This window comes from Leisingera sp. M523 (genome assembly GCF_025141335.1).
Taxonomy (GTDB): domain Bacteria; phylum Pseudomonadota; class Alphaproteobacteria; order Rhodobacterales; family Rhodobacteraceae; genus Leisingera.
In genome coordinates, this window is the sequence record NZ_CP081036.1 from 3215268 (window position 1) to 3240339 (window position 25072).

Below are 25072 nucleotides of genomic sequence, written 5' to 3' on the forward strand. Positions count from 1 at the left end.
CCCGCGGGGACAGCGGTGCAAAAGATCAGCCCAGGGCCTGCACGATATCCGTTGGCAACCGGTCATGATGCCTGCGCGCCACCAAATCCAAGGTCGTTTTGATAGGCAAACAGCGCCGGCAGCCCGCCGGTGTGCAGCAGCAGCACCTTCTGGCCCTTGCGGATGCTGCCCTCCTCCAAGAGGCCAAGCAACCCGGCGAATGTCTTGGCAGAATAAACCGGATCCAGCAGGATCCCCTCTGACCTGGCCATGCGCTGCAGCGCAGCGCAGGTGGCGGGGCCAGCGCGGCCATAGCCCGGGGCAAGCGCACCGTCCCAAGTGAGAATATCATCGCGGCCAAAAGGACGCGGGATGCCCATCAGATCGGCCAGCGCATCCGCCACGGCCTCCAACCGCGCTTTCTGCAGCGCAGCGTCACGGCGCACGCAGATGCCAAAGACCGGCGCGGTGATGCCCGCAAGACGCACTCCGGTCAAAAACCCGGCGTGGGTCGCTCCGCTGCCCGACGGCACCACGGCGGCATCAAAACCGCCAATCTGCGCTGCCAGTTCCGCCCCGCCCTGCACATAGCCCAGCGCGCCAAGCGGCGGATGGCCAAGGCCAAGCGGGATGATGTAAGGGCTGCGGCCCTCGGCGCGCAAGTCTTCGGCGCGGGCTTCCAGGGCGGTATCTGCGCCGGCTTCATCCTCGCCCTCCGGATAACTCATAACTCCGGCGCCAAGGATATCCGACAGGAAGATATTGCCTGAACTATGGTAGAGCGGATCCATGTCCGGCACCCGCTCCTCTCGCTGCAGCACCGCTTGCATGCCGTATTTCGCAGCCGCGGCGGCGGCAGTACGGGCAAAATTCGATTGCACCGCGCCGGTGATCAGGATGGTGTCGGCTGCAGCCGCGCGCGCCGCACCGATGTAAAACTCCAACTGGCGGGTCTTGTTGCCGCCGAAGCTGAGACCGGTCAGGTCGTCGCGCTTGATCCACAGGTCGATATCCAGCTCCGCGGACAGCCGGTCGAGACGTTCCAGAGGTGTCGGGCCTCCCAGCAGAATTGCACGCGGGAAGGCAGAGAGGAGCGTGTCGGTCCGGGGCATAGCAGTCTCCTTTGACGGGGCCGGGCAAAGCGGGCGGCTTGCAGTCAGGCCCGAACTCAGGCTGTACGCAATTTGCTATCCTGGCAAGCCGGCGCAATCGCGGCCCGGGCGAGGCCGCCGCCGGCAAGGATACCGGCACGCCCAAACCGCTCCAGTCCGCTGATCCTTTCGCGGCGAGCCCGTAGCCAGGTCTGTTCTGCACAGATCGGGCGCCGCGCGCAGGTTGCTTTCCAGGCGCACCGCCCCCATCTCCCCTGCAGCACGTTGAAAATCAAAGGACCCGCGCCATGGAAACTTCCGAAGCCCGCCCCGCCCTCCGGGTCGATATCATCTCGGACGTGGTTTGCCCGTGGTGCGCGGTGGGGTACAACCAGCTGGCCTTTGCCGCCCGCCGCGCCGGAGCGGTTCTCAACATCCACTGGCAGCCGTTTGAATTGAACCCGGACATGGCGCCGGAAGGCGAGGACCTGCGGGAGCATCTGGCCGCGAAATACGGCAGCACGGCGGAACAATCGGCGCAGGTCAGGGGGCAGCTGACGGAACTGGGGGAGGCCTTGGGCTTCACCTTCCGCTTCTTTGACGGGATGCGGATATACAACACATTCCAGGCGCATCAGCTGATCGAATGGGCAGAGGAACGCGGCAAGGGCCATGAGATGAAACAAGCGCTCCTGACGGCCTATTTCACGGATGGCAAGAATGTCTCTGACCTGGAAGTGCTGGCGGATGCAGCCACCAGCCTTGGCCTTGAAGGTGCCGAGGCTCGTGCTGCGCTGGACAGCGGCAAACATGCCGACAGCGTGCGCCAGCGCGCAGCGTTCTGGGTAAACCAGGGCATCCGCGGCGTGCCAGCGATGGTGTTCGATGGCCGCCATCTGGTGACCGGGGCGCAAGGGGTCGAGAACTACGCCAGTATTCTGGAGCAGCTAGGCGACACCGGGAGCAAAATGCGCTGAGGGCGGCGCCCGCCCCTGGGGGTGGACGGGCGGTTAGTATTTCTTCGAACAGCTTAAGCTTGCAACAGGCACTGGGTGATGGCCGTTTCCAGCTTATCCACCACTTCTGCGATCTGTTCCTCGGTGATGATGAACGGCGGGGCCAGCAGGATGTGGTCGCCGTTCTGACCGTCGCGGGTGCCGGACATCGGATAGCAGATCAGACCGGCCTGAAACGCTGCCTTCTTGATGCTCTTGGCCAGACCCAGCGCCGGATCGAAAGGTTCCTTGGTTTCGCGGTCAGCCACCAGCTCGACCCCGCGGAACAATCCGCGGCCGCGGATATCGCCGACGTTGGGGTGCTGGCCGAAACGGTCCTCCAATGCTGCCTGCAGCTTTGCACCCATTTCGGCGCAGCGCTGCACCAGCCCGCGCTCCAGCATCGCCTTGACCACGGCAAGCCCCGCAGCGGTCGCCACCGGGTGGCCGATATAGGTGTGGCCGTGCTGGAAAAAACCGGATCCGTGCTCAATCGCCTCATAAATCTGCCGGGTGCAAAGCATCGCACCAATCGGCTGATAGCCGGCGCCCAGCCCCTTGGCGATGCACAGGATATCCGGCGCCACGCCGTCGGCCTCGCAGGCAAACAGATGGCCGGTACGGCCCATGCCGCACATCACCTCGTCAAGGATCAATAGCACGCCGTACTTGTCGCAGATCTCGCGGATGCGTTTGAAATAACCCGTAACCGCAGGCACCGCACCTGAGGTGGCGCCGACCACCGGTTCCGCCATGAAGGCCATTACGGTCTCAGGGCCAAGGCGGAGGATTTCCGCCTCCAGTTCATTCGCGACCCGCTGGCCATAGTCAAAACTGCTCTCTCCCTCTGCCTTTCCCACATATTCGTAACAGGCCGAGATATGCGAGATGTCGATCAGCAGCGGCGCGAATTGGGTGCGGCGCCATTCATTGCCGCCTGCGGCCAGCGCGCCAAGGGTGTTGCCATGGTAGCTTTGCTTGCGAGCGATAATGCGGCAGCGCTGCGGTTCGCCGCGTTCCAGGTGGTACTGGCGGGCCAGTTTGATCGCCGCCTCAGTCGCCTCAGAACCGCCGGAGACAAAATACACCCGGTCAATATCACCCGGCGCGTGGGTCACCAGCAGATCCGCCAGTTCCTCGGCAGGGTCCGAGGTGAGGAAGCCGGTATGGGCAAAGGCCAGCTTGCCGACCTGATCCTGCACCGCTTTGATCACATCAGCGTCGGAATGGCCGAGGCAGGACACCGCGGCACCGCCGGAGCCGTCGAAATAGCGCTTGCCGTCTGCATCGATCAGATAGCAGCCCTCGCCGGACACGGCGGTGGGCAGCGCGGCTTTGGTGTGGCGGGGAAAGACGTGAGACATGATCAGCACTCCTTAAGGCGATGGCCCGCATCCCGCGCGGCCTGGACGAAGGCGGCAACCGAGGCTGCATTGTCGGCCAGCAGCCCGCCTTCCGGTGTTTCGATGTTATTCTCAAATCCGATTCGCGCATCCCCGCCTGCGGCGATGGCGGCCAGCAGGCAGGCGTGCTCATGCCGGCCAAAGGCGCAGACAGTCCAGTTGAGACGCAGATCCGCCGCTGCGTCACGAAAGGCCGCAAGTCCGTCAGGGTGCGCCAGCACCGGCGGGGTGTACTTGCCCAGAACAAAGATCGCATCGCGCATCGCACCGGGCACGGTGCCGTCCTGATACCAGACGCGCAGCTGAGCGATGCAGTCCGGACCATACAGGATGTGCTGCACCTGCGTCCCCGCCTCTGCGCACAGCGCATAGGCCCGCGTGGCGATGCTGGCGTCCCGTGCCATTTCCCGGACGGAAACGGAAGCCGCGGCAGGGCGCAACGCCTCCAGGCAAGCAAACTGGGCAGAAGCGTCGTAGACACCGGCGCTTTCGGTGGTGATCTGCACCGCCATCCCCGGCGCGCTTTCCCGCACCGCATCAAGGGCTTCGCGGTAACGGCCCGCATCCAGCGAATGACGCCCCGCATCGTCGCGCACATGCAGATGCAGGGCCTGGGCGCCGACCGCATAACTGGCTGCAGCCGCCGCTGCCGTCTGCTGCAGCGTCACCGGCAATTCAGGATGATCGCCGCGCCCGCGGCGGGCCCCGTTGGGCGCTACCATCAATCTGTATTCCGCCACCGGTTACCTCCTTTGCGGTCCGCCCAGCCGCGACTCGCGCCCAGGATGCCTGCAGCTTGCCCCTTTGGGACATCCGCTCTCAAGTCGGTAATTTCAGAACATTTGTTTCATAGCGATCCGCAGCCGGCGCCGCGCCGCGAATTCGCTGAACCGGACGCCTCTGGACCTAAGCAAGCACATGCTCTGGCCCTAACGAATTCCCGGAATCTGACGTTTCTGGTACATAATACGCCTCTGAAGCCCTGTAGGGTTCCGGGCAGCCTGATTCACTTCTAACGCCGAAAGGACATGTCATGGACGGCACGTTCAACGAAAACGATCTCTCCCGTGTGGTCGAGGCCGACAAGGCCCACATGTGGCATCACCTGTTCCAGCACAAGGCGCTGGAAACCACTGACCCGCGCATCATTGTCGAAGGCAAGGGCATGCGCGTCTGGGATCAGAACGGCAAGGAGTTCCTGGATGCGGTGTCTGGCGGTGTCTGGACCGTCAACGTCGGCTATGGCCGCGAAAGCGTTTGCAAGGCCGTCTACGAACAGATGATGAAGATCTGCTATTTCGCCAACTCGGCCGGCTCCATCCCCGGTGCGCTGTTTGCCGAAAAGCTGATCGAGAAGATGCCGGGCATGACCCGCGTCTACTACACCAACTCCGGATCCGAGGCCAACGAGAAGGCCTTCAAGATGATCCGCCAGATCGCCCACAAGAAATACGGCGGTAAGAAAACCAAGATCCTGTACCGCGACCGCGATTACCACGGCTCGACCCTGGCGACCATGTCGGCGGGCGGCCAGGACGAGCGCAACGCGCAGTACGGGCCCTTTGCGCCGGACTTTGTCCGCGTGCCGCACTGCATGGAATACCGCAAGCATGAACTGGGGCTTGAGCACCTGTCGGGCCGCGAGTTCGGCATTGCCGCAGCGGATGCGATTGAGGAAGTGATCCTGCGCGAAGGCCCGGAAACCGTTGGCGCCCTGTGCCTGGAGCCGGTGACCGCAGGCGGCGGTGTCATCGAAGCGCCCGAAGGCTATTGGGAGCGCGTGCAGGAGATCTGCAAGAAGCACGACGTGCTGCTGCACATCGACGAAGTGGTCTGCGGCGTTGGCCGCACCGGCAAGTGGTTCGGCTACCAGCAGTACGGCATCAAGCCGGACTTCGTGACCATGGCCAAAGGCGTGGCCTCGGGCTATGCGGCGATTGCCTGCATGGTGACCACCGAGGAAGTCTTCAACATGTTCAAAGAAGACGCCTCGGACCCGATGGGTTATTTCCGCGACATCTCGACCTTTGGCGGCTGCACCGCAGGTCCCGCCGCGGCGCTGGAAAACATGAAAATCATCGAAGACGAAAACCTGTTGGACAACTGCAATGCCATGGGCGAGCGGATGCTGGGCAATCTGCGCGCACTGATGGAAAAGCACGCAGTTATCGGCGATGTGCGCGGCAAGGGCCTTTTCCTGGGCGCCGAGTTGGTTGCCGACCGCGAAACCAAGGAGCCGGTGGACGAGAAACTGGCCCAGCAGGTTGTCGCGGAATGCGGCGCGCAGGGCGTGATCATCGGTGTCACCAACCGCTCGCTGCCGGGCCGCAACAACACCCTGTGCTTCAGCCCGGCGCTGATCGCCACCGCAGACGACATAGACCAGATCTGCAATGCGGTCGACAAGGCTTTGACCAAAGTATTCGGCTGACATCTCTCCCTGCTGGACGATCAAACTGCGCCCCGGAATTTCCGGGGCGCTTTTTCGTTTTAAGTGCTGGCGCCTAGACCAGCCGCACGGCAACCCCGCCATCCACGGCCATTGGCGTTCCAGTCACAAAACTGGACCGGTCCGACAAAAGAAACGCTGCGGCCTGGGCAATTTCGGACGGCTCGGCCATCCGCTTCACCGGGTGCAGCCCAGCAATAAAGCTGTGCGTCTCCGGATCGTCGCCGGCCATCGCGGTCTTGGTGCCGCCCGGCAGCAGGGCATTCACCCGGATGCCTTCCGCCGCATGATCAGAGGCCAGCGACTGGACCAACCCCACCAGCCCGGCCTTGGACGCGGCATAGGCCCCCATGCCCGGCATGCCGCCGTTGCTGACGCCGACAAAAGATCCGGTAAAGACAATCGACCCGCTGCCCCGCGCCCTCAGCGCCGGGATCTGCGCCTTGGCCGAATAAAACGCCCCCGTCAGGTTGGCCGCGATTACCGCGTTCCAATTGGCGGCGTCCATATGCTCCACCGCCCCCATTTCGCCCATCATGCCCGCATTGTTGAAGGCTCCGTCCAACCCGCCGAATTCTTCCACGGCAAGCGCCACCAGGTTTGCCGAATAGGCTTCACTGGTGACATCGCCGGCAAGACAGGCCGCCTTGCCGCCGCTTTGGTTGATCTGCCCGGCAAGGGTCTGCAATTCCGCCTGCCGCCGGGCCCCCAGCACGACATTGGCCCCTTCTGCAGCAAACAGCAGTGCCGCGGCGGCGCCAATGCCGCTGCTGGCGCCGGTAATGATGAGTGTCTTGTTTTTCAGTTCCATCGTCAAAGCCTCCATTTGTTAGCTGGCTTTGACCTAAGCGCCCCACCAAACTGCGCTCGACCCGTTTCTTGCGCTTACACCGTGGGAAAGGTCCGCAACCGCAAGAAACGGGTCAGATGCGGCTGGATTGGCTGCCGAACCAAAGCAAGCCGCAGATTTCCCAAAACTGGCCCTAAGTCCAGATTGCACCGCGTTTAAGTCCACCCTAAGGTGGCGCGCATGGGCATTTCCGTCGATACCTTTTTCCTCAACCCTGACGCCCAGGGCACTCTGCAAGCGCAGATCCAGGAAATGATTGCCGAGGGCATTCTGTCCGGCCGGTTCCGGGTCGGGGAAAAACTGCCGTCCTCTCGCAAACTTGCGGCGCATCTGGGGATCAGCCGGATCACTGTGACGCTGGCCTATACCGAGCTTTTGGCCAATGATTACCTTACCTCGCGCGGGCGGTCGGGTTATTTTGTTTCCGACAATGCGCCGGTGCCGCCCTCCTACACGCCGCAGCAGAAGTCCGGCGATGCGATGGATTGGGGCAAGGTGCTGGCGCGCAGCTTTACCGGCGGCGACACCCCGCGCAAACCCCAGAACTGGCGCGAGTACCGCTATCCGTTCATCTACGGGCAAGCCGATGCCTCGCTGTTTGACCATGCCAACTGGCGGCTGTGCGCGCTGCGGGCGCTGGGGCAGAAAGATTTTGCCGCGCTGGCAAATGATTATTTTGACCAGGACGATCCGCTGCTGATCGAATACATCGCCCGCCACACGCTGCCGCGGCGCGGGATCACTGCGCGGCCTGAAGAGGTTTTGATCACCCTGGGCGCCCAGAATGCGCTGTGGATCACCTGCCAGCTGCTGTTGAACCGCAGGCGGCGGGCTGCAGTGGAGGATCCGGCCTATTACACCCTACGCGACCAGGTGGTGCAGACCCGCTGCCAGGTGGACTGCATTCCGGTCGATGACGGCGGGATGCCGCCCGAGCAGATTTCGCAAGACACCGATGTGATCTTTTGCACCCCCAGCCATCAAAGTCCGACCACCTTCACCATGCCGATGGAACGGCGCAAGGAGCTGCTGCAGCGGGCCAGTGAAATCGACGCGGTGATCGTCGAGGATGACTACGAATTCGAGATGTCCTTTCTTGGGGCGCCTTCCCCTTCGCTGAAATCTCTCGATACCGAAGGGCGGGTGATCTATGCCGGCAGTTTTTCCAAGTCGCTGTTTCCCGGGCTGCGGCTTGGGTATCTGGTCGGCTCGGAGCCGTTTATCCGCCAGGCCAGGGCTTTGCGCGCCAGCGTGCTGCGGCACCCGCCGGGCCATGTGCAGCGTACCGTCGCCTATTTCCTGTCGCTGGGCCACTACGACGCCCAGATCCGCCGTACCGCCAAGGTACTGCATGACCGCCGCGCCGTGATTGAGGATGCCATCAGCAAGCACGGCCTCACCATTGCCGGTGTCGGCAGCTTTGGCGGCTCGGCCCTGTGGATGCGGGCACCGGAGGGGGTGGATACCACCGCTGTTGCAGAACGGCTGAAGGAAAAGAGCGTTATCATCGAGCCCGGCGCACCGTTTTTTGATGCCGAGCACCGCCGGCAGAATTATTACCGGCTTGGCTATTCTTCGATTCCCGTCACAAGGATCGAGCCTGGCCTGGCATTGATTGCCAAGGCACTGAAGCAAGGCTGAATCCAGAAGCCCGCAGCGAATGGCGCGGCAAATGATACCAAACGTATCATTTGCCGCGCCAGCTGCATTCATGCGCCTGCACAGCGTGACCGGCTGAAGCGTATATGAAAATCCCCCTTTGCTATTTTCATCACGCCAGTTTTGGACCTATCCGGGCCTGATAACTGGCCCTAACCCGGCCTCCCCCCGCCCCCTAAACCAGAGTCAATTCCCGGCACTGCGCCCGGGGGAATTCCGCGTCTCACTCAGGAGAACCCGCCATGAAAATGACCACCGAAGAAGCCTTCGTCAAAACCCTGCAAATGCACGGCATCGAACACGCCTTTGGCATCATCGGTTCGGCCATGATGCCGATTTCCGATATCTTTGAGCCGGCAGGCATCACCTTCTGGGATTGCGCCCACGAAGGGTCGGGCGGCATGATGGCGGACGGCTACACCCGCGCCACCGGCAAGATGTCGATGATGATTGCCCAGAACGGCCCCGGCATCACCAACTTTGTGACCGCCGTGAAAACCGCCTACTGGAACCACACCCCGCTGCTGCTGGTCACCCCGCAGGCCGCGAACAAAACCATGGGTCAGGGCGGTTTCCAGGAAATGGAACAGATGCGCATGTTTGCCGACTGCGTCTGCTACCAGGAAGAAGTGCGCGACCCCTCCCGCATGGCCGAAGTCCTGAACCGCGTGATCATGCAGGCCAAGCGCAACTCGGCGCCGGCCCAGATCAACGTGCCGCGCGACTACTTCACCCAGGTGATCGACATCGACCTGCCTGCAATCGTCGATTTTGAACTGCCCTCCGGCGGCGCGGATGCGGTGAGCCAGGCGGCTGAGCTGCTGTCGAACGCCAAGTTCCCGGTCATCCTGAACGGTGCCGGCGTTGTCATCGGCGGCGCGATCCCCGCGTCCATGGCCCTGGCCGAGCGTCTGGATGCCCCGGTCTGCGTTGGCTACCAGCACAACGACGCCTTCCCCGGCTCGCACCCGCTGTTTGCTGGCCCGCTGGGCTATAACGGCTCCAAGGCCGGCATGGAGCTGATCTCCAAAGCTGACGTTGTTCTGGCACTGGGCACCCGCCTGAACCCGTTCTCGACCCTGCCCGGCTATGGCATCGACTATTGGCCGACCGACGCGAAAATCATCCAGGTTGACATCAACCCGGACCGCATCGGCCTGACCAAGAAAGTCTCCGTGGGCATCGTCGGCGACGCAAAGACCGTTGCAGACACCATCCTTGGCCAGCTGGCGGATACCGCAGGCGACGCGGGCCGTGATGAGCGCAAGGCGCTGATCTCGCACACCAAATCGGCTTGGGCCCAGGAACTGTCCTCGATGGACAGCGAGCAGGACGATCCCGGCACCACCTGGAACCAGCGCGCCCGCGATGCCAAGCCCGACTGGCTCAGCCCGCGCCGCGCATGGCGTGCGATCCAGGCCGGCCTGCCGAAAGACGCGATCATCTCCTCGGACATCGGCAACAACTGCGCCATCGGCAACGCCTACCCGTCGTTTGAAGACGGCCGCAAATACCTGGCCCCCGGCCTGTTCGGCCCCTGCGGTTACGGCCTGCCGGCGGTTGTCGGTGCGAAAATCGGTTGCCCGGACGTTCCGGTTGTCGGTTTCTCGGGCGACGGCGCATTTGGCATCGCAGTCACCGAGCTGACCGCAATCGGCCGCGAGGAATGGCCCGCCGTGACCCAGGTTGTGTTCCGCAACTACCAGTGGGGCGCGGAAAAGCGTAACTCCACCCTGTGGTTCGACGACAACTTTGTCGGCACCGAGCTGGACCAGCAGGTCTCTTACGCCGGGATCGCCAATGCCTGCGGCCTGAAAGGCGTGATTGCTCGCACCCAGGACGAGCTGACCGACGCCCTGCGTCAGGCCTGCGAAGACCAGAAGAAAGGCATCACCACCCTGATCGAAGCGATGATCAACCAGGAACTGGGTGAGCCGTTCCGTCGCGACGCAATGAAGAAACCGGTCGCCGTTGCTGGCATCAGCAAAGACGACATGCGTCCGCAGCAGGTCTGAACCTGATGCCCCTGCCCTTTGACCTTTCAATGGGCCAGGGGGCCTATCTGGCCGCCGCGTTATTCGCGGCGGCCGTCATCCGCGGCTTTTCCGGTTTTGGGTTCTCCGCGATTTTTATCATTCTGGCAGCGCTGACCACCAATCCGCTGCCGCTGATCCCGGTGGTGTTTTCCTGCGAAATCGCCATGACCGTGTTTCAGGCGCGCGGCATCCGCCCGCATATCGACTGGCGCCGCGCCTTTGCCCTGCTGGCAGGTGCCGCCGTCGCCACTGTTCCCGCCATCGCCATCATGGCCCGGCTGGGCGAGTACGAGGCGAGGCTGGCGATCTCCTGCCTGATCCTGGTGCTGAGCCTGGTTTTGCTAAGCGGCTGGCAGCTGGAACGCCCGGTGGGGCGCAATGGCACCGCGGGTGTCGGCGCCATCGCAGGCATCGCCAACAGCGCCGGTGTCGGCGGCCTGCCGGTGGCGGCCTTTCTGACGGCGCAACCGGTGCCGCCTGCGGTATTCCGCGCCACGATGATTGTGTTTCTGACCGGCATCGACCTGATGGCGCTGCCGGTGATGGCCGCAAACGGGCTGGTAGGCCCGGAAACGCTAACCGGCATTTTGCTGGCCTTTCCCATTCTGGGGCTTGGCATCTGGGCCGGCTCCCGCGGTTTTCATGCGGTCTCGCAAAGACTGTTCCGGCGCGCGGTGGTGCTGATGCTGACCGCCTTTTCGCTGATCAATATTGCGCGGCTGGCGTTCTGAACGCCCGACGCCCCGAACCGCAGCTACAGGACCAATGCCCGTGACCAAAACACTCTCGCCCCTCGAACTGCTGCAGGCCGAAGCCCCGGCCGCCCGTCCTGTTGTTGCCCTTAGCGAAGGCACTGACCCCCGCGTCGTGGCGGGTGCCCTGGCCGCGCATCAGGCCGGTATCGCCGATGTGATCCTGATCGGCCCCCAAGCCGACGTCACCGCCGCCCTGCAAGCCGAAGGCGCCAGCGCAAGCAAGGGCGTCGCGGTTCATGACCCGACCACATCCGGGCTGACCGAGGCCTTCGCGGCTGAGTACCACAGCCTGCGCAAGCACAAGGGCGTGGACGCCGCCACCGCCCGCGCCGCTGCCGAAACCCCGCTGGTCTATGCCGCCATGCTGGTGCGTTTGGGCCATGCCACCGGCACCGTCGGCGGCGCGGTCCACACCACCGGCGACGTGGTGCGCAGCGCCATTCAAGTGATCGGCATGGCACCGGATGCGGGCATGGTCTCCTCCTTTTTTCTGATGTACCCGCCCGAAGGAGCCCCCGATAGCGCCCGGGCGATGCTGTACTCTGATTGCGGCCTGGTGATTGATCCGAAACCCGCCGAGATGGTGTCGATCGCCGCCGCCTCGGCCCGGTCCGCGCAAGCGCTGCTGCAGGTGGATCCGAAACTGGCCTTCCTCAGCTTCTCCACCAAGGGCAGTGCCAAGCATCCGGCGGTGGATAAGGTGACCGAGGCTCTGAGCCTGTTTCAGGACGCCCACCCTGATCTGCAGGCCGATGGCGAACTGCAGTTCGACGCCGCCTTTGTGCCTGCCATCGGAGAACGCAAATCGCCGGGTTCCAGCGTTGCGGGGCAGGCCAATGTGATGATCTTTCCCAATCTGGATGCCGGCAACATCGGCTATAAGATCACCCAGCGGCTGGGCGGTTATTCCGCCATCGGCCCGGTTCTGCAGGGGCTGGCAAAACCCGCCAACGACCTGTCGCGCGGCTGCAGCGCCGAAGACGTCACCCAGATTATCGCCGTTACTATCCTGCAGGCCGCAGGCGCCCCGGGTCCGGATATTTGAACCATCCTCCCAAAAACCCGAACCCTCGCAGAACACTATTCCCAAATTGAGGCTTTCCGTCATACGGTCGCCCGAAACACCCAACAGGACCCGCCCATGACCCATCAGCAGCCAATCCTGAACACGTCGCCCAAGGTCTCGGACGAGATCCGGCAGACCACCTGCTACATGTGCGCCTGCCGTTGCGGCATCAACGTGCATATGAAAGACGGCAAGGTCGCCTATATCGAGGGCAACCGCGACCACCCGGTGAACAAGGGCGTGCTCTGCGCCAAAGGGTCGGCCGGCATTATGCAGGTCAACGCGCCGTCGCGCCTGAAAGCGCCGATGATCCGCACCGGACCGCGCGGCTCGGGCCAGTACAAGGAAATCTCCTGGGACGAGGCGCTGGCAATTGCGGTGGGCTGGCTGGAGCCGGTCCGCCACGAGGCGCCCGAGCAGCTGGCGTTCTTCACCGGCCGCGACCAGTCGCAAAGCTTCACCAGCTTTTGGGCGCAAAGCTTCGGCACCCCGAACTATGCGGCGCACGGCGGTTTCTGCTCGGTCAACATGGCAACCGCCGGCATCTACACCATGGGCGGCGCGTTCTGGGAGTTCGGCCAGCCCGACTGGGACCACACCAAGCTGTTCATGCTGTTCGGCGTGGCCGAGGACCACGATTCCAACCCGATCAAGATGGGTCTGGGCAAAATCAAGAAACGCGGCGCGCGGGTGATCGGGGTCAATCCGATCCGCTCAGGCTATAACGCGATTGCAGACGAATGGGTCGGCATCACGCCGGGCACCGACGGGCTGTTCATCCTGTCGATGATCCACGTGCTGATGAAGGCTGGCAAGATCGACCTGGACTATCTCAGCCGCTACACCAACGCGCCGGTGCTGGTGAATGCATCTGAAGGCCCGGACAAAGGCCTGTTCCTGCGGGACGACGACGGCAAGATGCTGGTGATCGACCGCACCACCGGCAAGCTGACCCCGTTCGACCAGCCCGGCGTGCGGCCCGATCTGTCGGCAGTCTATGAAAAAGACGGCATCACCCACCGCCCGGTCTTCCACCAGATGGCCGAGCGCTATCTGGCCGATGAATACGCCCCCGAAGCCATCGCCGACAAATGCGGCATCCCGGCCAAGCGCATCCGCGCCATTGCGGGCGAGCTGGCCCGCGTCGCCTTTGACGAGGCGTTTGAGCTGGACGTCGAATGGACCGACTTCCGTGGCGAAAAACACACCAAGATGACCGGCCGCCCGGTCTCCATGCACTCGATGCGCGGGGTGTCGGCACATGCCAACGGTTTCCAGACCTGCCGCGCGCTGCATGTGCTGCAGATCCTGCTTGGCACGGTTGAGGTCCCCGGCGGCTTCCGCTTTAAACCGCCCTACCCCAAGCCGGTCGAGGCGCACCCGACCCCGCATTGCAAGGCAACCCCCGACACCCCGCTTGACGGCCCGCACTTGGGCTTTGTCCGCGGACCGGAACATCTGGCGCTGAAGGAAGACGGCAGCCCGGCGCGGATCGACAAGGCGTTCACCTGGGAAAACCCGATGTCGGCCCACGGACTGATGCATATGGTGATCTCCAACGCGCATGCGGGCGACCCTTACAAGATCGACACGCTGTTCATGTATATGGCCAACATGTCGTGGAACTCCTCCATGAACACCAAAGGTGTGATGGAGATGCTCACCGACAAGGATGAAAACGGCGACTACAAGATACCGCACATCATCTATTCGGACGCCTATTCTTCCGAAATGGTGAGTTTTGCCGACCTGATCCTGCCCGATACCACCTATCTGGAGCGCCACGACTGTATTTCGCTCTTGGACCGCCCGATCTGCGAGGCGGATGCGGCAGCCGATGCCATCCGCTGGCCGGTGATAGAGCCGGACCGCGATGTGCGCGGCTTCCAGACGGTGCTGGTCCAGCTGGCCAACCGGATGAAGCTGCCAGGCTTCACCAACGAGGACCGCACCGCCAAGTGGAAAGACTACGCTGACTACATCGTCAACCACGAGCGCAAGCCGGGGATTGGCCCGCTGTCCGGTTTCCGCGGCACAGACGGCAGCAAAACCGGCCGCGGCGAAGTGAACCCGGAACAGCTGAACCAATACATCGAAAACGGCGGCTTCCATGTGGCCCACATCCCGGAAGAGGCAGGGTATTACAAACCCTGGAACACCGCCTATCAGGACTGGGCCGTGGACATGGGTATCTATGACAGCCCGCAACCCTATCTGTTCCAGCTCTATGTCGAGCCGATGCGCAAGTTCCAGCTCGCCGCCGAAGGCCATGGCGAGCGCCAGCCGCCGGACCATTTGCGCCAGCGGGTCAAGGACGTGATGGACCCGCTGCCGATCTGGTACGAGACCGATCAGCAGGGAAACGAGGGCTTCACTGTCAACGCGCTGACCCAGCGTCCGATGGCAATGTACCACTCCTGGGGCACCCAGAACGCCTGGCTGCGCCAGCTGCACGGCCGCAACCCGCTGTATGTTCCGACCAAACTGATGCGCGAGAACAGCCTGCAGGACGGCGACTGGGCCAAGGTCACCTCGCCGCATGGGTCGATCACCGTGCCGGTGATGGAGATGGCGGCCTTGAACGACAATACCGTTTGGACCTGGAACGCCATCGGCAAGCGCAAAGGCGCCTGGGCGCTGGAAGAGGACGCACCGGAGGCCACTAAAGGCTTCCTGCTCAATCACCTGATCCACGAGCTGCTGCCGCCCAAGGGCGACGGCATGCGGTGGGCCAACTCGGACCCGATCACCGGCCAGGCGGCCTGGTTCGACCTGAAAGTCAAAATCGAAAAGGCCGCCGCCCCGGCTGACCTGCAGGAAAGCCAGCCGGCCTTCCCTGCTCAGGAGTCGCCCGTTGGCACCGGCCCGAAAGAACTGAAGTGGAAAGTAGGCAAATGACGGGCGCAATTTTCTTCGAAGAAAATTGCCAAGAAAATTTGAATTTTCTTGGCTCCGCAAGCCGCACACGGAGTACGCAATGACTGAGCTTCCCGCCAAGACCGACCGCAAAATGGGTCTGGTCATCGACCTGGACACCTGCGTCGGCTGCCATGCCTGTGTGATTTCCTGCAAAGGCTGGAACACCGAAAACTATGGTGCCCCCCTATCGGACCAAGACCCTTATGGCAGCGACCCTTCGGGCACCTTCCTGAACCGGGTGCATTCCTATGAGGTGAAGCCCACACCCTGCAGCAGCCAGCCGGACCCGGCAGCGCAGCTGATCCATTTCCCCAAGTCCTGCCTGCACTGCGAGGACGCGCCCTGTGTCACCGTCTGCCCCACCGGCGCCAGCTACAAACGGGTCGAAGACGGCATCGTGCTGGTGAACGAGGACCACTGCATCGGCTGCGGCCTGTGTGCCTGGTCCTGCCCTTACGGCGCACGCGAATTGGACCTGGCCGCAGGTGTGATGAAGAAATGCACGCTTTGCGTGGACCGGATCTATAACGAAAACCTGCCGGAAGTGGACCGCGTTCCTTCCTGTGTTCGGACCTGTCCGGCAGGTGCGCGCCATTTCGGCGACCTTGGCGATCCCGGCAGCGATGTCTCCAAACTGGTGGCAGAGCGCGGCGGCATGGATCTGATGCCGGAAATGGGCACCAAACCAGTGAACAAATACCTGCCGCCCCGGCCCAAGGACACGATCGAAGAAGAGATCGACATCCTCGCTCCGCTGCTGGCGCCAGTCGCTGAAGAACCTCAGGGTTTCCTGGGCTGGCTGGACAAAGCACTCGACAAAATTCCAGGTCAATCTTCAGGCCGATCTTCAGGGGGGGCGAACTGATGCATCCCGCACCATCCGTCATCATCTTCACCACCCTGTCGGGGCTGGGCTTTGGCCTGCTGGCCTTCCTTGGCCTCGGCCAGCCTGCAGTGACCGGCACAGTGGCCTTTGTCTTTTACGCCATCGCCTTTGGCCTGGCTTGCGGCGGCCTGATGGCCTCTACCTTCCACCTGGGCCGCCCGGAGCGTGCATGGCGCGCTTTCACCCAGTGGAAAACCAGCTGGCTGTCGCGCGAGGGTGTCTGTGCCGTTGGCGCCCTCATCGTCATGGGGCTTTTTGCGCTTGGCGCGGTGTTCCTGGACAGCCAGTGGACGTTGCTGGGCTGGATCGGTGCCGCTCTCAGCCTTGCCACGGTATTCACCACCTCGATGATCTATACCCAGCTTAAAACCATCCCGCGCTGGAATATGGAACTGACACCGGTCATGTTCCTGTCCTTCAGCCTTGCTGGCGGCGCCTTGCTGGCGGGGGCCGAGGCCGTGGCGCCCTGGCTGCTGGCCATCGCAGGTGCTGTGCAACTGGCTTATTGGGCCAAGGGCGACCGCGCGCTGGAGGCCTCCGGCACCGACATCGGCACTGCCACCGGCCTCGGCGAGCGCGGCGCGGTCCGTGCGTTTGAGCCGCCGCACACCGGCTCCAACTACCTGTTGCGCGAATTTGTGCATGTGGTGGGCCGCAAACACGCGCAGAAGCTGCGGATGATTGCATTTGTGCTGGGCTTTGCCCTGCCCCTGCTGCTGATCCTGACCCCGGCTCAGGGCGTTGTGATCAAACATCTTTTTGCAGCCCTTGCGGCCCTTTCGCACATCGCAGGTATCGCCGTATCGCGCTGGCTGTTCTTTGCGCAGGCCGAACATGTGGTCGGCCTCTACTACGGCAAACGCTGACATATTCCGGGGCGCCCACTGCGGCGCCCCGATTTATTTCATGTATTTTTATGGCGGCATGTCACAAACGGCCCTGCTGTCTCGTCCTGCTCCTGAAGCCATCTGAAAAGGAACAGAATGATGACCCAGCGCCTTGATTACTTCGCCGCCGCCCCTGACTTGTTTCAACCGATGCTGACGCTTGAAGCCACGCTCAAAGACAGCGGGCTGGAACACAGCCTGATTGAATTGGTGAAACTGCGGGCCTCGCAGATCAACGGCTGCGCTTACTGCATTCACATGCACACGCATGATATGCGCTCGAAAGGTGAGAGCGAAGACAGGATGCATCTCCTGAATGCCTGGCGCGAGTCCTCGCTTTATTCCGCGCGGGAACAGGCCGCCCTGGCTTGGACCGAAGCCCTGACAAGGATTGAAACCACCGCAGCGCCGGACGCGGATTATGACCTGGTCGCTCAGCAGTTTTCGCCCCGTGAACAGGCGGCGCTGACACTGGTGGTGTCCACCATCAACGCCTGGAACCGGATTGCAATCGGCTTCCGCACCCCGCATCCTGCCGGACAGGAGGCAACTGCCGCGTGATTGCAAACCCCGAAACGGAGGAAACCGATGCGTTTCTGAAGGCGCGGCCGCGACTGTTTGCGGCCGCCTACCGGATGCTGGGCAGCGTAAGCGATGCTGAGGACATTCTGCAGGACGCCTTTTTGCGCTGGCAGGCAGCCCCGCAGGCGCAGGTGCAGGATCCGGCCGGATATCTGATGCGGATCACCACGCGTCTGTGCCTGGACCAGCTGAAATCGGCCCGCGCCCGGCGCGAGACCTACCCCGGCGAATGGCTGCCCGAACCGATTCTGACAGAAGACGCGACCGAGCTTCTGGATCATGATGTCACCGTTGCCCTGCTGCTGGCGCTGGAAACCCTGTCGCCGCTGGAACGCGCCGCCTTTTTGCTGCACGATATCTTCGACAGCGCCTATGAGGACATTTCCGCAGCGCTGAACCGAACCCCGGAGGCCTGCCGCCAGCTCGCGGCAAGGGCCCGGCGCAAGGTGCAGCAGCTTCGGCCGCATGCCCCCGCAGACCCGGACCAGGGACGCGATCTGACCGAAGCCTTTTTCCGCGCATCCAAAACCGGCGACACAGCGGCGCTGACCCAGCTGCTGACCCAGGAGGTTCAGCTGATCTCTGACGGCGGCGGCAAGGCAATGGCGGCCCTCAACCCGATCTACGGGCGGGACAAGGTGCTGCGGCTGCTTGAGGGGCTTGCCCGCAAATCCGGCCGCAGGACGCCGGACCGCTGGCGGTTCTGCCAGTTGAACGGCCTGCCGGCCATATTGAACTGGGCAGAGGACGGCATTCTGCAAGCAACAGCGCTGGAAATCCGGGATGGCCGGATTTCCCGGATCTACGTGACCCGCAATCCCGACAAGACGCGGCATCTGGCCAAAGCACTGGATTGAGCGGGCGGGAGGGGCCAGCCCCTCTTGCCCCTCAAGGGGCAATTCACCCCGAAGTATTGAAGACCAGAAAGAAGCAAACAGGGCGGCGCTCCATCGGAGGCCGCCCTTGATTTTGTGACAGTGACCCGAGATTTACAGCAGGCCGGCATGCCCCATGGCAGCGTCGATAGCGGCCTTGGTGCTGTCTTCCAGCGTGGTCAGCGGCGAGCGGACTTCTTCGCTGCACATGCCGAGTTTCGACAGGCCGTATTTGGCGCCAGCCAGGCCCGGCTCGATGAAGATCGCTTCATGCAGCGGCATCAGCTTGTCCTGGTACTCCAGCGCCAATGCATAGTCGCCTGCAAGGGTCGCGGCCTGGAATTCGGCACAAAGTTTCGGCGCCACATTGGCGGTGACCGAGATGCAACCCACGCCGCCATGGGCGTTGAAACCCAGCGCGGTGGCGTCTTCGCCGGACAGCTGCACGAAATCCGCACCGCAGGAGGCGCGCTGCTGGCTGACACGGGCCAGATCGCCGGTGGCATCCTTCACACCCGCAATGCGCGGCAGCTTGGCCAGCTCGCCCATGGTCGCGGGCGTCATGTCGACGATTGAGCGGCCCGGGATGTTGTAGATGATGATCGGCAGTTCCGCGCAGTCATGGGCTGCGGTAAAATGCTGCACCATCCCGCGCTGGGTCGGCTTGTTGTAATAGGGGGTCACCACCAGCGCCGCATCGGCGCCGGCCTTTTTGGCAAACTCGACGAATCGAATCATCTCGACGGTGTTATTTGAGCCGGCACCGGCAATCACCGGCACCCGGCCGGCCGCCGCCTTGACCGTTTCCGCGATGACCAGCTCGTGCTCGTCATGGGTCAGCGTCGGGCTTTCGCCGGTGGTGCCGACGGGCACAAGACCAGTGGAGCCTTCAGCAATCTGCCATTCCACCAAGCGTTTGAGCGCATCCAGATCCAGCTCGCCGTTCGAAAACGGGGTGACGAGTGCTGGCATAGAGCCTTTGAACATGGGCACGCTCCCTTTGCTGCAGGTGCAGGCGGCAATCCGCCGCCGTCAAGATATAGAATGCCGGGGATTTGAGTTGATACCGGCACGCCAATGAGTAACGTTCAAGCCTCTATCCCCGGACCGCTGGAAAATGCAAGAGATGACACGCATCCTGGCCCTTATTCTGCTAATCTCGGCGGCCCTTCCCGGGACGCCGGCGCTGGCGCGCGGCCTTGGCACCGCCCTGGATCTGATGCGGGCAGAGAAATGGGATCTGGCCGCCCGCGAAGCCGGGCAGCGGCATAGTACCGCCCGCGATATCATCGAATGGCACCGGCTGCGGGCCGGGCTGGGGTCTGCCCGCGACGTGATGGCGTTTCTGGAGCGGCGGCCGGATTGGCCCGGTCTCGCCTATCTGCGGCGCCAGAACGAGGATGCGATTGCGGGCGCCGGCCGCGATACCATTCTGGCCTTTTACACAGATGAACGCCCGCAGACCGCCGAAGGCGCGCTGAGCCTGGGCAAGGCGCTGATTGCCGCCGGGCGGCGCGGCGATGGCGAGGCGGAGATCGTGCTGGCCTGGCGCACCAAAGCAATGGGCAGCGCCATTCAAAAGGCGTTCCTGCGGGATTTTTCAAAGCTGCTGAAACCGCATCATGCGGCGCGGCTGGACCGGCTGTTGTGGGAGGATCATCTGGTCAGTTCCAAGCGGATGCTGGCCCTGGTGCCCGAGGGCGAACGCAAACTGGCGGAGGCACGCATCGCCCTGCAGGAACGCGCGCCCGGAGTGGATGCCAAGATCGAGGCCGTTCCGGACCGACTGAAGGGATCTGCAGGCCTCGCCTATGACCGGTTTGCCTGGCGCGACCGCAAGCGGCTGCAGGATGGCGCCATTCAAATGCTGATGGAGCGCAGCACCAGTGCCGAAAAACTGGGTGAACCCGCCAAATGGCTGCGCCGCCGCCGCGATCTGGCGCGGCAAGTGATGCGGGACAAGGATTACGAGCGCGCCTATCAGCTGACCGCCTATCATTTCTCCTCGCCCGAGGACGGTTATGGGTACTCGGACTGTGAATGGCTGGCGGGATATATCGCCCTGCAAAAACTGCGGGACCCGGAATTGGCCGCGGTGCATTTTCAGCGGTTCCTGGCCTCGGTCGAGACCCCGATTTCGATCGGACGCGGCGGCTATTGGCTGGGCCGCGCCTATGCGGCAATGGGCCAGCCGGACAAGGCGCATGAGGCCTATGCCAAGGGCGCGCAATACCAGACGTCTTTCTATGGGCTGCTGGCCGCCGAACAGCTGGGCCGCCCGTTTGATCCGGCGCTGGTGAAACCGGCAGACCTGCCGGACTGGAGCAAGGCCGGTTTTGCCAAATCCTCGGTCACCATGGCAGGGCTCGAAATTCTGAAAGCTGGCGATCTGGCCTTGGCCGAGCGTTTTTTCACCCATCTGGTCGAAACCCTGCCACCGGTGCAGGCGCGCCAGCTGGGGCAGATGGCGGTGGAGCTGAACCAGCCGCATCTGGCAGTGATGATCTCTAAACGCGCGGCCCGCGGCGGGGTGGAACTGGAAGGCGCCTATTACCCCTTGCACCCGGTGGCCAAGCGGCAACTGCCGATGGCCGAGGAAATGACCCTGGCCATTGCCCGCCGCGAAAGCGAGTTTGATCCGGCGGTGATCAGCCATGCAGGTGCGCGCGGGCTGATGCAGGTGATGCCTGCCACCGCCAAACTGGTCGCGACCGAACTGGGCATTCTAGCAGGCCACAAGACCTCCCGCCTGACCGCCGAATGGGATTACAACGCCAAGCTGGGGGCCAATTACCTGGCAGGGCTGGCCGGTAGATTCCGCGGCAATGTGGTGATGATGGCAGCGGGCTACAACGCCGGGCCGCACCGGCCCACAGCGTGGATGCGGCGCTATGGCGATCCGCGCAACGGCAGCCCGGATATCGTCGACTGGATCGAACACATCCCGTTCAACGAGACCCGCAACTATGTAATGCGGGTCACCGAGAGCCTGCCGGTCTACCGCGCCCGGCTGGGCAAGGCGCCGCTACCGGTCCCGTTTTCAGAGGAGCTGCGCGGCTCAACCCTTCACGCGTTCGCGCCATAGGGTGAACAGGCCTGCCGTGATGATGATGCCAGCGCCAACGGCGACATTGGTGCGGATCACCTCGCCGAACACGGCCATGCCCAGCATCGCCGCCCAGATCAGGTGGAAATAGGCAAAGGGCTGCACCGCGCTGGCCTCGGCCATCTCGTAGCATTTGATCAGCAGCCAATGGCCGGTGACGCCGGACACGCACAACAGCGCCATCCAGAACCAGTCGGCCTGGCTCATCGGTTCCCAGTACCAGATACCGATGGCGGTCATGAAGACCATGCCCGCAACCCCGGTCCAGAAGAAGCTGGTGGCGGTGCTGTCCTTGCGCGCCGCATAGCGGGTGACTAGCCCGTAGACGGCAAACATCAGCGCCGAGACAAACGGGATGATTGCCGCCGGGTTGAACACCCCCATGCCCGGCTGCAGGATGATCAGCACGCCGATCAAACCGACGCCAATCGCCGCCCAGCGCCGCCAGCCGACGCTTTCCCCCAGCACCGGCCCGCTGAGGGCCGCCACCAGCAGCGGATAGCAGATGAACACGGCCTGACTCTCAATCAGGCCCAGCACAGTAAAGCCATAAACTGCAACGCAGATTTCACCGACCAGCAAAACACCGCGGAATATCTGCAGCCACAGCTGATCGGTCCGCGCCGCAGCCCGGATGCCGCCCGGCGCGCGCGCCGCCAGGAACATCACAAAGGCGGCAAAGAACCAGTAGCGCACCATCACCACCATGTAGGTGTTGTAGGTGCCTGCCAGATGGCGCGAGATCCCGTCCTGCAAGGCAAAGACAACCGTCGCCCCGATCATCAGCAAGATGCCCAGCGGCACATTGTTGGTCTGGGCCTTGGCCGGGATTGCCTGGGTCATGGCTTCACTGCCTTTGTCATATGCCGCTTGCGCCCATAGCCGGGGATGCGGGTTACTTTAAATCCTGCTGCCTCCAGCCCGCGGCGCACAAATCCCGCCGCCGTGTAGGTCGCCGCCGAGCCGCCCGGCAAGGTATGCGCTGCAACCTCGCCCATCAGCACCTCTTCCCACAATTCGGGGTTCTTCGCCGGAGAGAACCCGTCCAGAAACCAGGCATCCGCCTGCCCTGTCCACTCCGCCAGCGACAAACGCGCGTCGCCGCCAATCACCTCCAGTTGCAGGCTGCCCAGGTCACAACAGCCAGTGCCTTGCCATTTCTCCAGAAACCGCGTCGCCCAGGGGGCAACCGCGGGGAAGGCCTCCAGCGCCTTGGCCATGTCGGCGGGCGCCATCGGGAAGGCCTCGAAACTGGTGAATTGCAATGGCCCTGCCTGCCCTGCCGCCTCCCAGGCGCGCCAGGCGGCCAGCATGTTCAGCCCGGTTCCAAACCCCAGTTCGGCAATCTGAAAACCCGGGGCAAAGCGTGCAGGCAGGTCATTACCGGCCAGAAACACATGCTCGGTCTCCGCCAGCCCGTCCTGGATAGAGAAATAGGGATCATCAAACTGATCCGACACCGGCACGGTGCCATCGCGCCAGCTGAGGCGGGCCTGCTGGTCTGCCATGCTATAATCCCCTAAGTGGTTGTCCGGAACGGCGCGACACTGGCGAAAGGATCCTCAAATGGCAATGGCAGATGTAACGGTGCGCGGGGCTGGCATATTCGGCCTGTCGATCGCCTGGATCTGCGCCCGGCGCGGCGCGCAGGTGCAGGTCGTGGACCCGTTCGGGGCCGGCGCCGGGTCCAGCGGCGGCCTTGTCGGCGCGCTCGCCCCGCATGTGCCGGAAAACTGGAACCCCAAGAAACAATTCCAGCTGGAAAGCCTCTTGATGGCCGAAAGCTTCTGGGCCGGGGTCGAAGCCACTGGCGGCGTCTCCCCCGGCTATGGCCGCACCGGGCGGCTGCAGCCCATCAATGACGCGCGCGCGCTGGAGCTTGCCCGCCAGCGCGAAGTGACGGCCCGTGAGTTATGGAAAGACACAGCCGAATGGCGCGTCTGCAAGGCGGACAGCCTCGGCCCCTGGGTGCCGCCCAGCGCAACGGGTTATGTCATTCACGACACTCTCAGCGCCCGGATGCACCCCCGCCGCGCATGTGCAGCACTGGTCTCTGCCCTGGCTGTGATGGGGGTCGAGGTGCAGCCGGAGGCCGCCGATCAGGGCAAAGTGGTCCACGCCAAAGGCTACGCCGGCCTATTGGAGCTGAACGAGGCATTCGGCAAAACTGTGGGCGGCGGCGTCAAGGGCCAGGCCGCCCTCCTGCGTTTTCACGAGGGTGCGGTGCCGCAGCTTTATGCTGACAGCCTGCATATCATCCCGCACGCAGACGGCACCTTGGCCATCGGCTCCACCAGTGAGCGTGAATTTGAGGACGGCCAGAGCACGGACGCGCAGCTCGACGATATCGTCGACCGTGCCCGCACTGCGGTGCCTGTGCTGCACGGCGCCGAAGTGATCGAACGCTGGGCCGGCGTGCGCCCCCGCGCCAAATCCCGCGCCCCGATGCTGGGCGCCTGGCCTGGCCGCGACCGTCATTTCATCGCCAACGGCGGCTTCAAGATCGGCTTTGGCATGGCCCCCAAAGCGGCCCAAGTGATGGCGGACCTGCTGCTGGAGGGTACGGACAGCATCCCCGAAGGTTTCCGCGTGGAAGACAACCTCTGAACCACGCCCCGGTCTGCGCCGCAAAGCGGCGCCGCGCCTAAGCCGCTAATCTGCCCGGCATGGGCAGCTTGGGGCGCGGGAGCTCCCCCGTTTCAGCCTCTGGGCACGGCTACTGCGCTCATGCATTGCCGCCCGTCCGGGGCGCGCACCCACAGGTCCTGGCCATTGCAGCACAGGCTGGCGGTCTCGAAATGCATCAGCGGCGAGGAGGCCCGGAAGGAAAATTCCGCCAGCGGTCCCATCAGCTCTTCCGCCAGCAGCATCAGATGCTGCGCCAGCAGCGGCCCGTGAACAACCAGGCCCGCGTAACCCTCTGTTTCGCGGGCATATTTCAGGTCATAGTGGATCCTGTGCCCGTTGAAAGTCAGCGCAGAATACCGGAACAGCAGGGTAGAGTTGAACGAGACCTGACGCACTTCTGTCTCATCGGTGCGGGCAGCGGGCGGCACCGGCTTGGGTGCTGCAGGATCCGGGTCTTCGCGGTAGACCAGATCATGCCATTCCGTCAGGCACAGCGCCCCCTGCTGGCGGATCTCATGGCGCAATGTAACCAGCCCCAATGGCCCGGTGCGGCCCGTCTTTTGCTCGGCTCTTTCCAGAACCGACGTCTTTTCCGCCGCAATCCCGGCCCGCAAGGGCGCCGCGAAGCGCAGCCGCCCGCCGGCCCACATCCGCCGCGGCAGGCCCATATCCGGGATCAACCCGGCACCGCCCACCTTAGGGTGGCCATCGCGGCCCAGATCCTCGGGCGGCAGCGGCGTCCAGAAGTAGAGCTGATGAAAAAACGGCGGCAGCACACTGCCCGCCGAAATCTCCGCCCGCCGCCCCAGCGCCGCCTGAAAGGCAGCCGCCCGGGCCGGGTCTATCATGTCCATAGAATGCTGCGCGGGAGAGGAGACCACATCACGTTTCATGCCGTCACCTTAA

The 25072-nt window shown here is 63.4% G+C and carries 21 protein-coding genes; 13 read left to right on the forward strand and 8 right to left on the reverse strand.

Annotation, left to right across the window (positions count from 1 at the left end; genetic code table 11):
• Positions 1–62: 62 nt before the first annotated feature.
• Positions 63–1091 carry a D-cysteine desulfhydrase family protein gene (locus K3557_RS15885; RefSeq protein WP_259994927.1) on the reverse strand — a complete coding sequence of 343 codons (1029 nt, stop codon included), beginning with the start codon at positions 1089–1091 and terminating at the stop codon, positions 63–65.
• Between the two features lie 287 nt (positions 1092–1378).
• Between K3557_RS15885 and K3557_RS15890 the strand changes: the two genes are divergently transcribed.
• A complete protein-coding gene (locus K3557_RS15890; RefSeq protein WP_259994929.1) occupies positions 1379–2047 on the forward strand; it encodes a DsbA family oxidoreductase in 669 nt (222 codons plus the stop codon).
• A 53-nt stretch (positions 2048–2100) separates the two neighbouring features.
• Here K3557_RS15890 and K3557_RS15895 read toward each other — a convergent pair whose 3' ends face one another.
• Both K3557_RS15895 and K3557_RS15900 read right to left on the reverse strand, forming a co-directional pair.
• Positions 2101–3429: an aspartate aminotransferase family protein gene (locus K3557_RS15895; protein ID WP_259994932.1), complete on the reverse strand. Its 1329-nt coding sequence runs from the start codon at positions 3427–3429 to the stop codon at positions 2101–2103.
• Between the two features lie 2 nt (positions 3430–3431).
• Positions 3432–4208 carry a 3-keto-5-aminohexanoate cleavage protein gene (locus tag K3557_RS15900; protein WP_259994934.1) on the reverse strand — a complete coding sequence of 259 codons (777 nt, stop codon included), beginning with the start codon at positions 4206–4208 and terminating at the stop codon, positions 3432–3434.
• A gap of 293 nt (positions 4209–4501) precedes the next feature.
• Here K3557_RS15900 and K3557_RS15905 point away from each other — a divergent pair, with 293 nt between their 5' ends.
• Positions 4502–5899, forward strand: coding sequence for an aspartate aminotransferase family protein (locus tag K3557_RS15905; protein ID WP_259994936.1), 1398 nt, complete (start codon positions 4502–4504; stop codon positions 5897–5899).
• A gap of 73 nt (positions 5900–5972) precedes the next feature.
• Here the strand turns inward: K3557_RS15905 and K3557_RS15910 are convergent, their stop codons facing one another.
• Positions 5973–6728, reverse strand: a complete 756-nt coding sequence (locus K3557_RS15910; RefSeq protein WP_259994939.1) for an SDR family oxidoreductase — start codon at positions 6726–6728, stop codon at positions 5973–5975.
• A 219-nt stretch (positions 6729–6947) separates the two neighbouring features.
• Between K3557_RS15910 and K3557_RS15915 the strand changes: the two genes are divergently transcribed.
• From K3557_RS15915 to K3557_RS15955, 9 genes are all read left to right on the forward strand, one after another.
• The gene (locus K3557_RS15915; RefSeq protein ID WP_259994941.1) at positions 6948–8408 is read left to right on the forward strand and encodes a PLP-dependent aminotransferase family protein; all 1461 of its coding nucleotides are present in this window, start codon (positions 6948–6950) and stop codon (positions 8406–8408) included.
• A 260-nt stretch (positions 8409–8668) separates the two neighbouring features.
• On the forward strand, positions 8669–10441 hold the full coding sequence (gene xsc, locus K3557_RS15920) for a sulfoacetaldehyde acetyltransferase (protein ID WP_259994943.1): 1773 nt from the start codon (positions 8669–8671) through the stop codon (positions 10439–10441).
• 5 nt (positions 10442–10446) lie between these two features.
• Positions 10447–11193: a sulfite exporter TauE/SafE family protein gene (locus tag K3557_RS15925; protein WP_259994945.1), complete on the forward strand. Its 747-nt coding sequence runs from the start codon at positions 10447–10449 to the stop codon at positions 11191–11193.
• Positions 11194–11227: 34 nt separating this feature from the next.
• Positions 11228–12262 (forward strand): phosphate acetyltransferase, encoded by a 1035-nt coding sequence (gene pta / locus K3557_RS15930; protein ID WP_259994948.1) that lies wholly within the window; start codon positions 11228–11230, stop codon positions 12260–12262.
• Positions 12263–12358: 96 nt separating this feature from the next.
• Entirely contained in the window at positions 12359–15181 is a 2823-nt protein-coding gene (locus K3557_RS15935) for a molybdopterin oxidoreductase family protein (protein ID WP_259994950.1), read from the forward strand.
• 79 nt (positions 15182–15260) lie between these two features.
• Positions 15261–16067 (forward strand): 4Fe-4S dicluster domain-containing protein, encoded by an 807-nt coding sequence (locus K3557_RS15940; protein ID WP_259994952.1) that lies wholly within the window; start codon positions 15261–15263, stop codon positions 16065–16067.
• Positions 16067–16954, forward strand: coding sequence for a DmsC/YnfH family molybdoenzyme membrane anchor subunit (locus tag K3557_RS15945; RefSeq protein WP_259994954.1), 888 nt, complete (start codon positions 16067–16069; stop codon positions 16952–16954). Before K3557_RS15940 ends, K3557_RS15945 begins: the two co-directional genes overlap by 1 nt.
• A 120-nt stretch (positions 16955–17074) precedes the next feature.
• Positions 17075–17536, forward strand: a complete 462-nt coding sequence (locus K3557_RS15950; protein WP_259994956.1) for a carboxymuconolactone decarboxylase family protein — start codon at positions 17075–17077, stop codon at positions 17534–17536.
• Complete coding sequence (locus tag K3557_RS15955) at positions 17533–18414, forward strand: sigma-70 family RNA polymerase sigma factor (RefSeq protein WP_259994958.1); 882 nt, start codon at positions 17533–17535, stop codon at positions 18412–18414. The genes K3557_RS15950 and K3557_RS15955 overlap by 4 nt, the downstream gene beginning before the upstream one ends.
• Positions 18415–18546: 132 nt before the next feature.
• Here the strand turns inward: K3557_RS15955 and dapA are convergent, their stop codons facing one another.
• Positions 18547–19419, reverse strand: coding sequence for a 4-hydroxy-tetrahydrodipicolinate synthase (gene dapA, locus K3557_RS15960; protein WP_259989630.1), 873 nt, complete (start codon positions 19417–19419; stop codon positions 18547–18549).
• Between the two features lie 139 nt (positions 19420–19558).
• Here dapA and K3557_RS15965 point away from each other — a divergent pair, with 139 nt between their 5' ends.
• The gene (locus K3557_RS15965; RefSeq protein ID WP_259994960.1) at positions 19559–21517 is read left to right on the forward strand and encodes a lytic transglycosylase domain-containing protein; all 1959 of its coding nucleotides are present in this window, start codon (positions 19559–19561) and stop codon (positions 21515–21517) included.
• Here the strand turns inward: K3557_RS15965 and K3557_RS15970 are convergent.
• Both K3557_RS15970 and mnmD read right to left on the reverse strand, forming a co-directional pair.
• Complete coding sequence (locus K3557_RS15970) at positions 21491–22381, reverse strand: DMT family transporter (protein ID WP_259994962.1); 891 nt, start codon at positions 22379–22381, stop codon at positions 21491–21493. The two genes, K3557_RS15965 and K3557_RS15970, sit on opposite strands and share 27 nt — an antisense overlap.
• Positions 22378–23046 carry a tRNA (5-methylaminomethyl-2-thiouridine)(34)-methyltransferase MnmD gene (mnmD, locus tag K3557_RS15975; protein WP_259994964.1) on the reverse strand — a complete coding sequence of 223 codons (669 nt, stop codon included), beginning with the start codon at positions 23044–23046 and terminating at the stop codon, positions 22378–22380. The genes K3557_RS15970 and mnmD overlap by 4 nt, the downstream gene beginning before the upstream one ends.
• A 58-nt stretch (positions 23047–23104) precedes the next feature.
• Between mnmD and K3557_RS15980 the strand changes: the two genes are divergently transcribed.
• Positions 23105–24145 (forward strand): FAD-binding oxidoreductase, encoded by a 1041-nt coding sequence (locus tag K3557_RS15980; RefSeq protein WP_259994966.1) that lies wholly within the window; start codon positions 23105–23107, stop codon positions 24143–24145.
• A gap of 92 nt (positions 24146–24237) precedes the next feature.
• Here K3557_RS15980 and K3557_RS15985 read toward each other — a convergent pair whose 3' ends face one another.
• Positions 24238–25059 (reverse strand): acyl dehydratase, encoded by an 822-nt coding sequence (locus tag K3557_RS15985; protein WP_259994968.1) that lies wholly within the window; start codon positions 25057–25059, stop codon positions 24238–24240.
• Between the last annotated feature and the right edge of the window lie 13 nt (positions 25060–25072).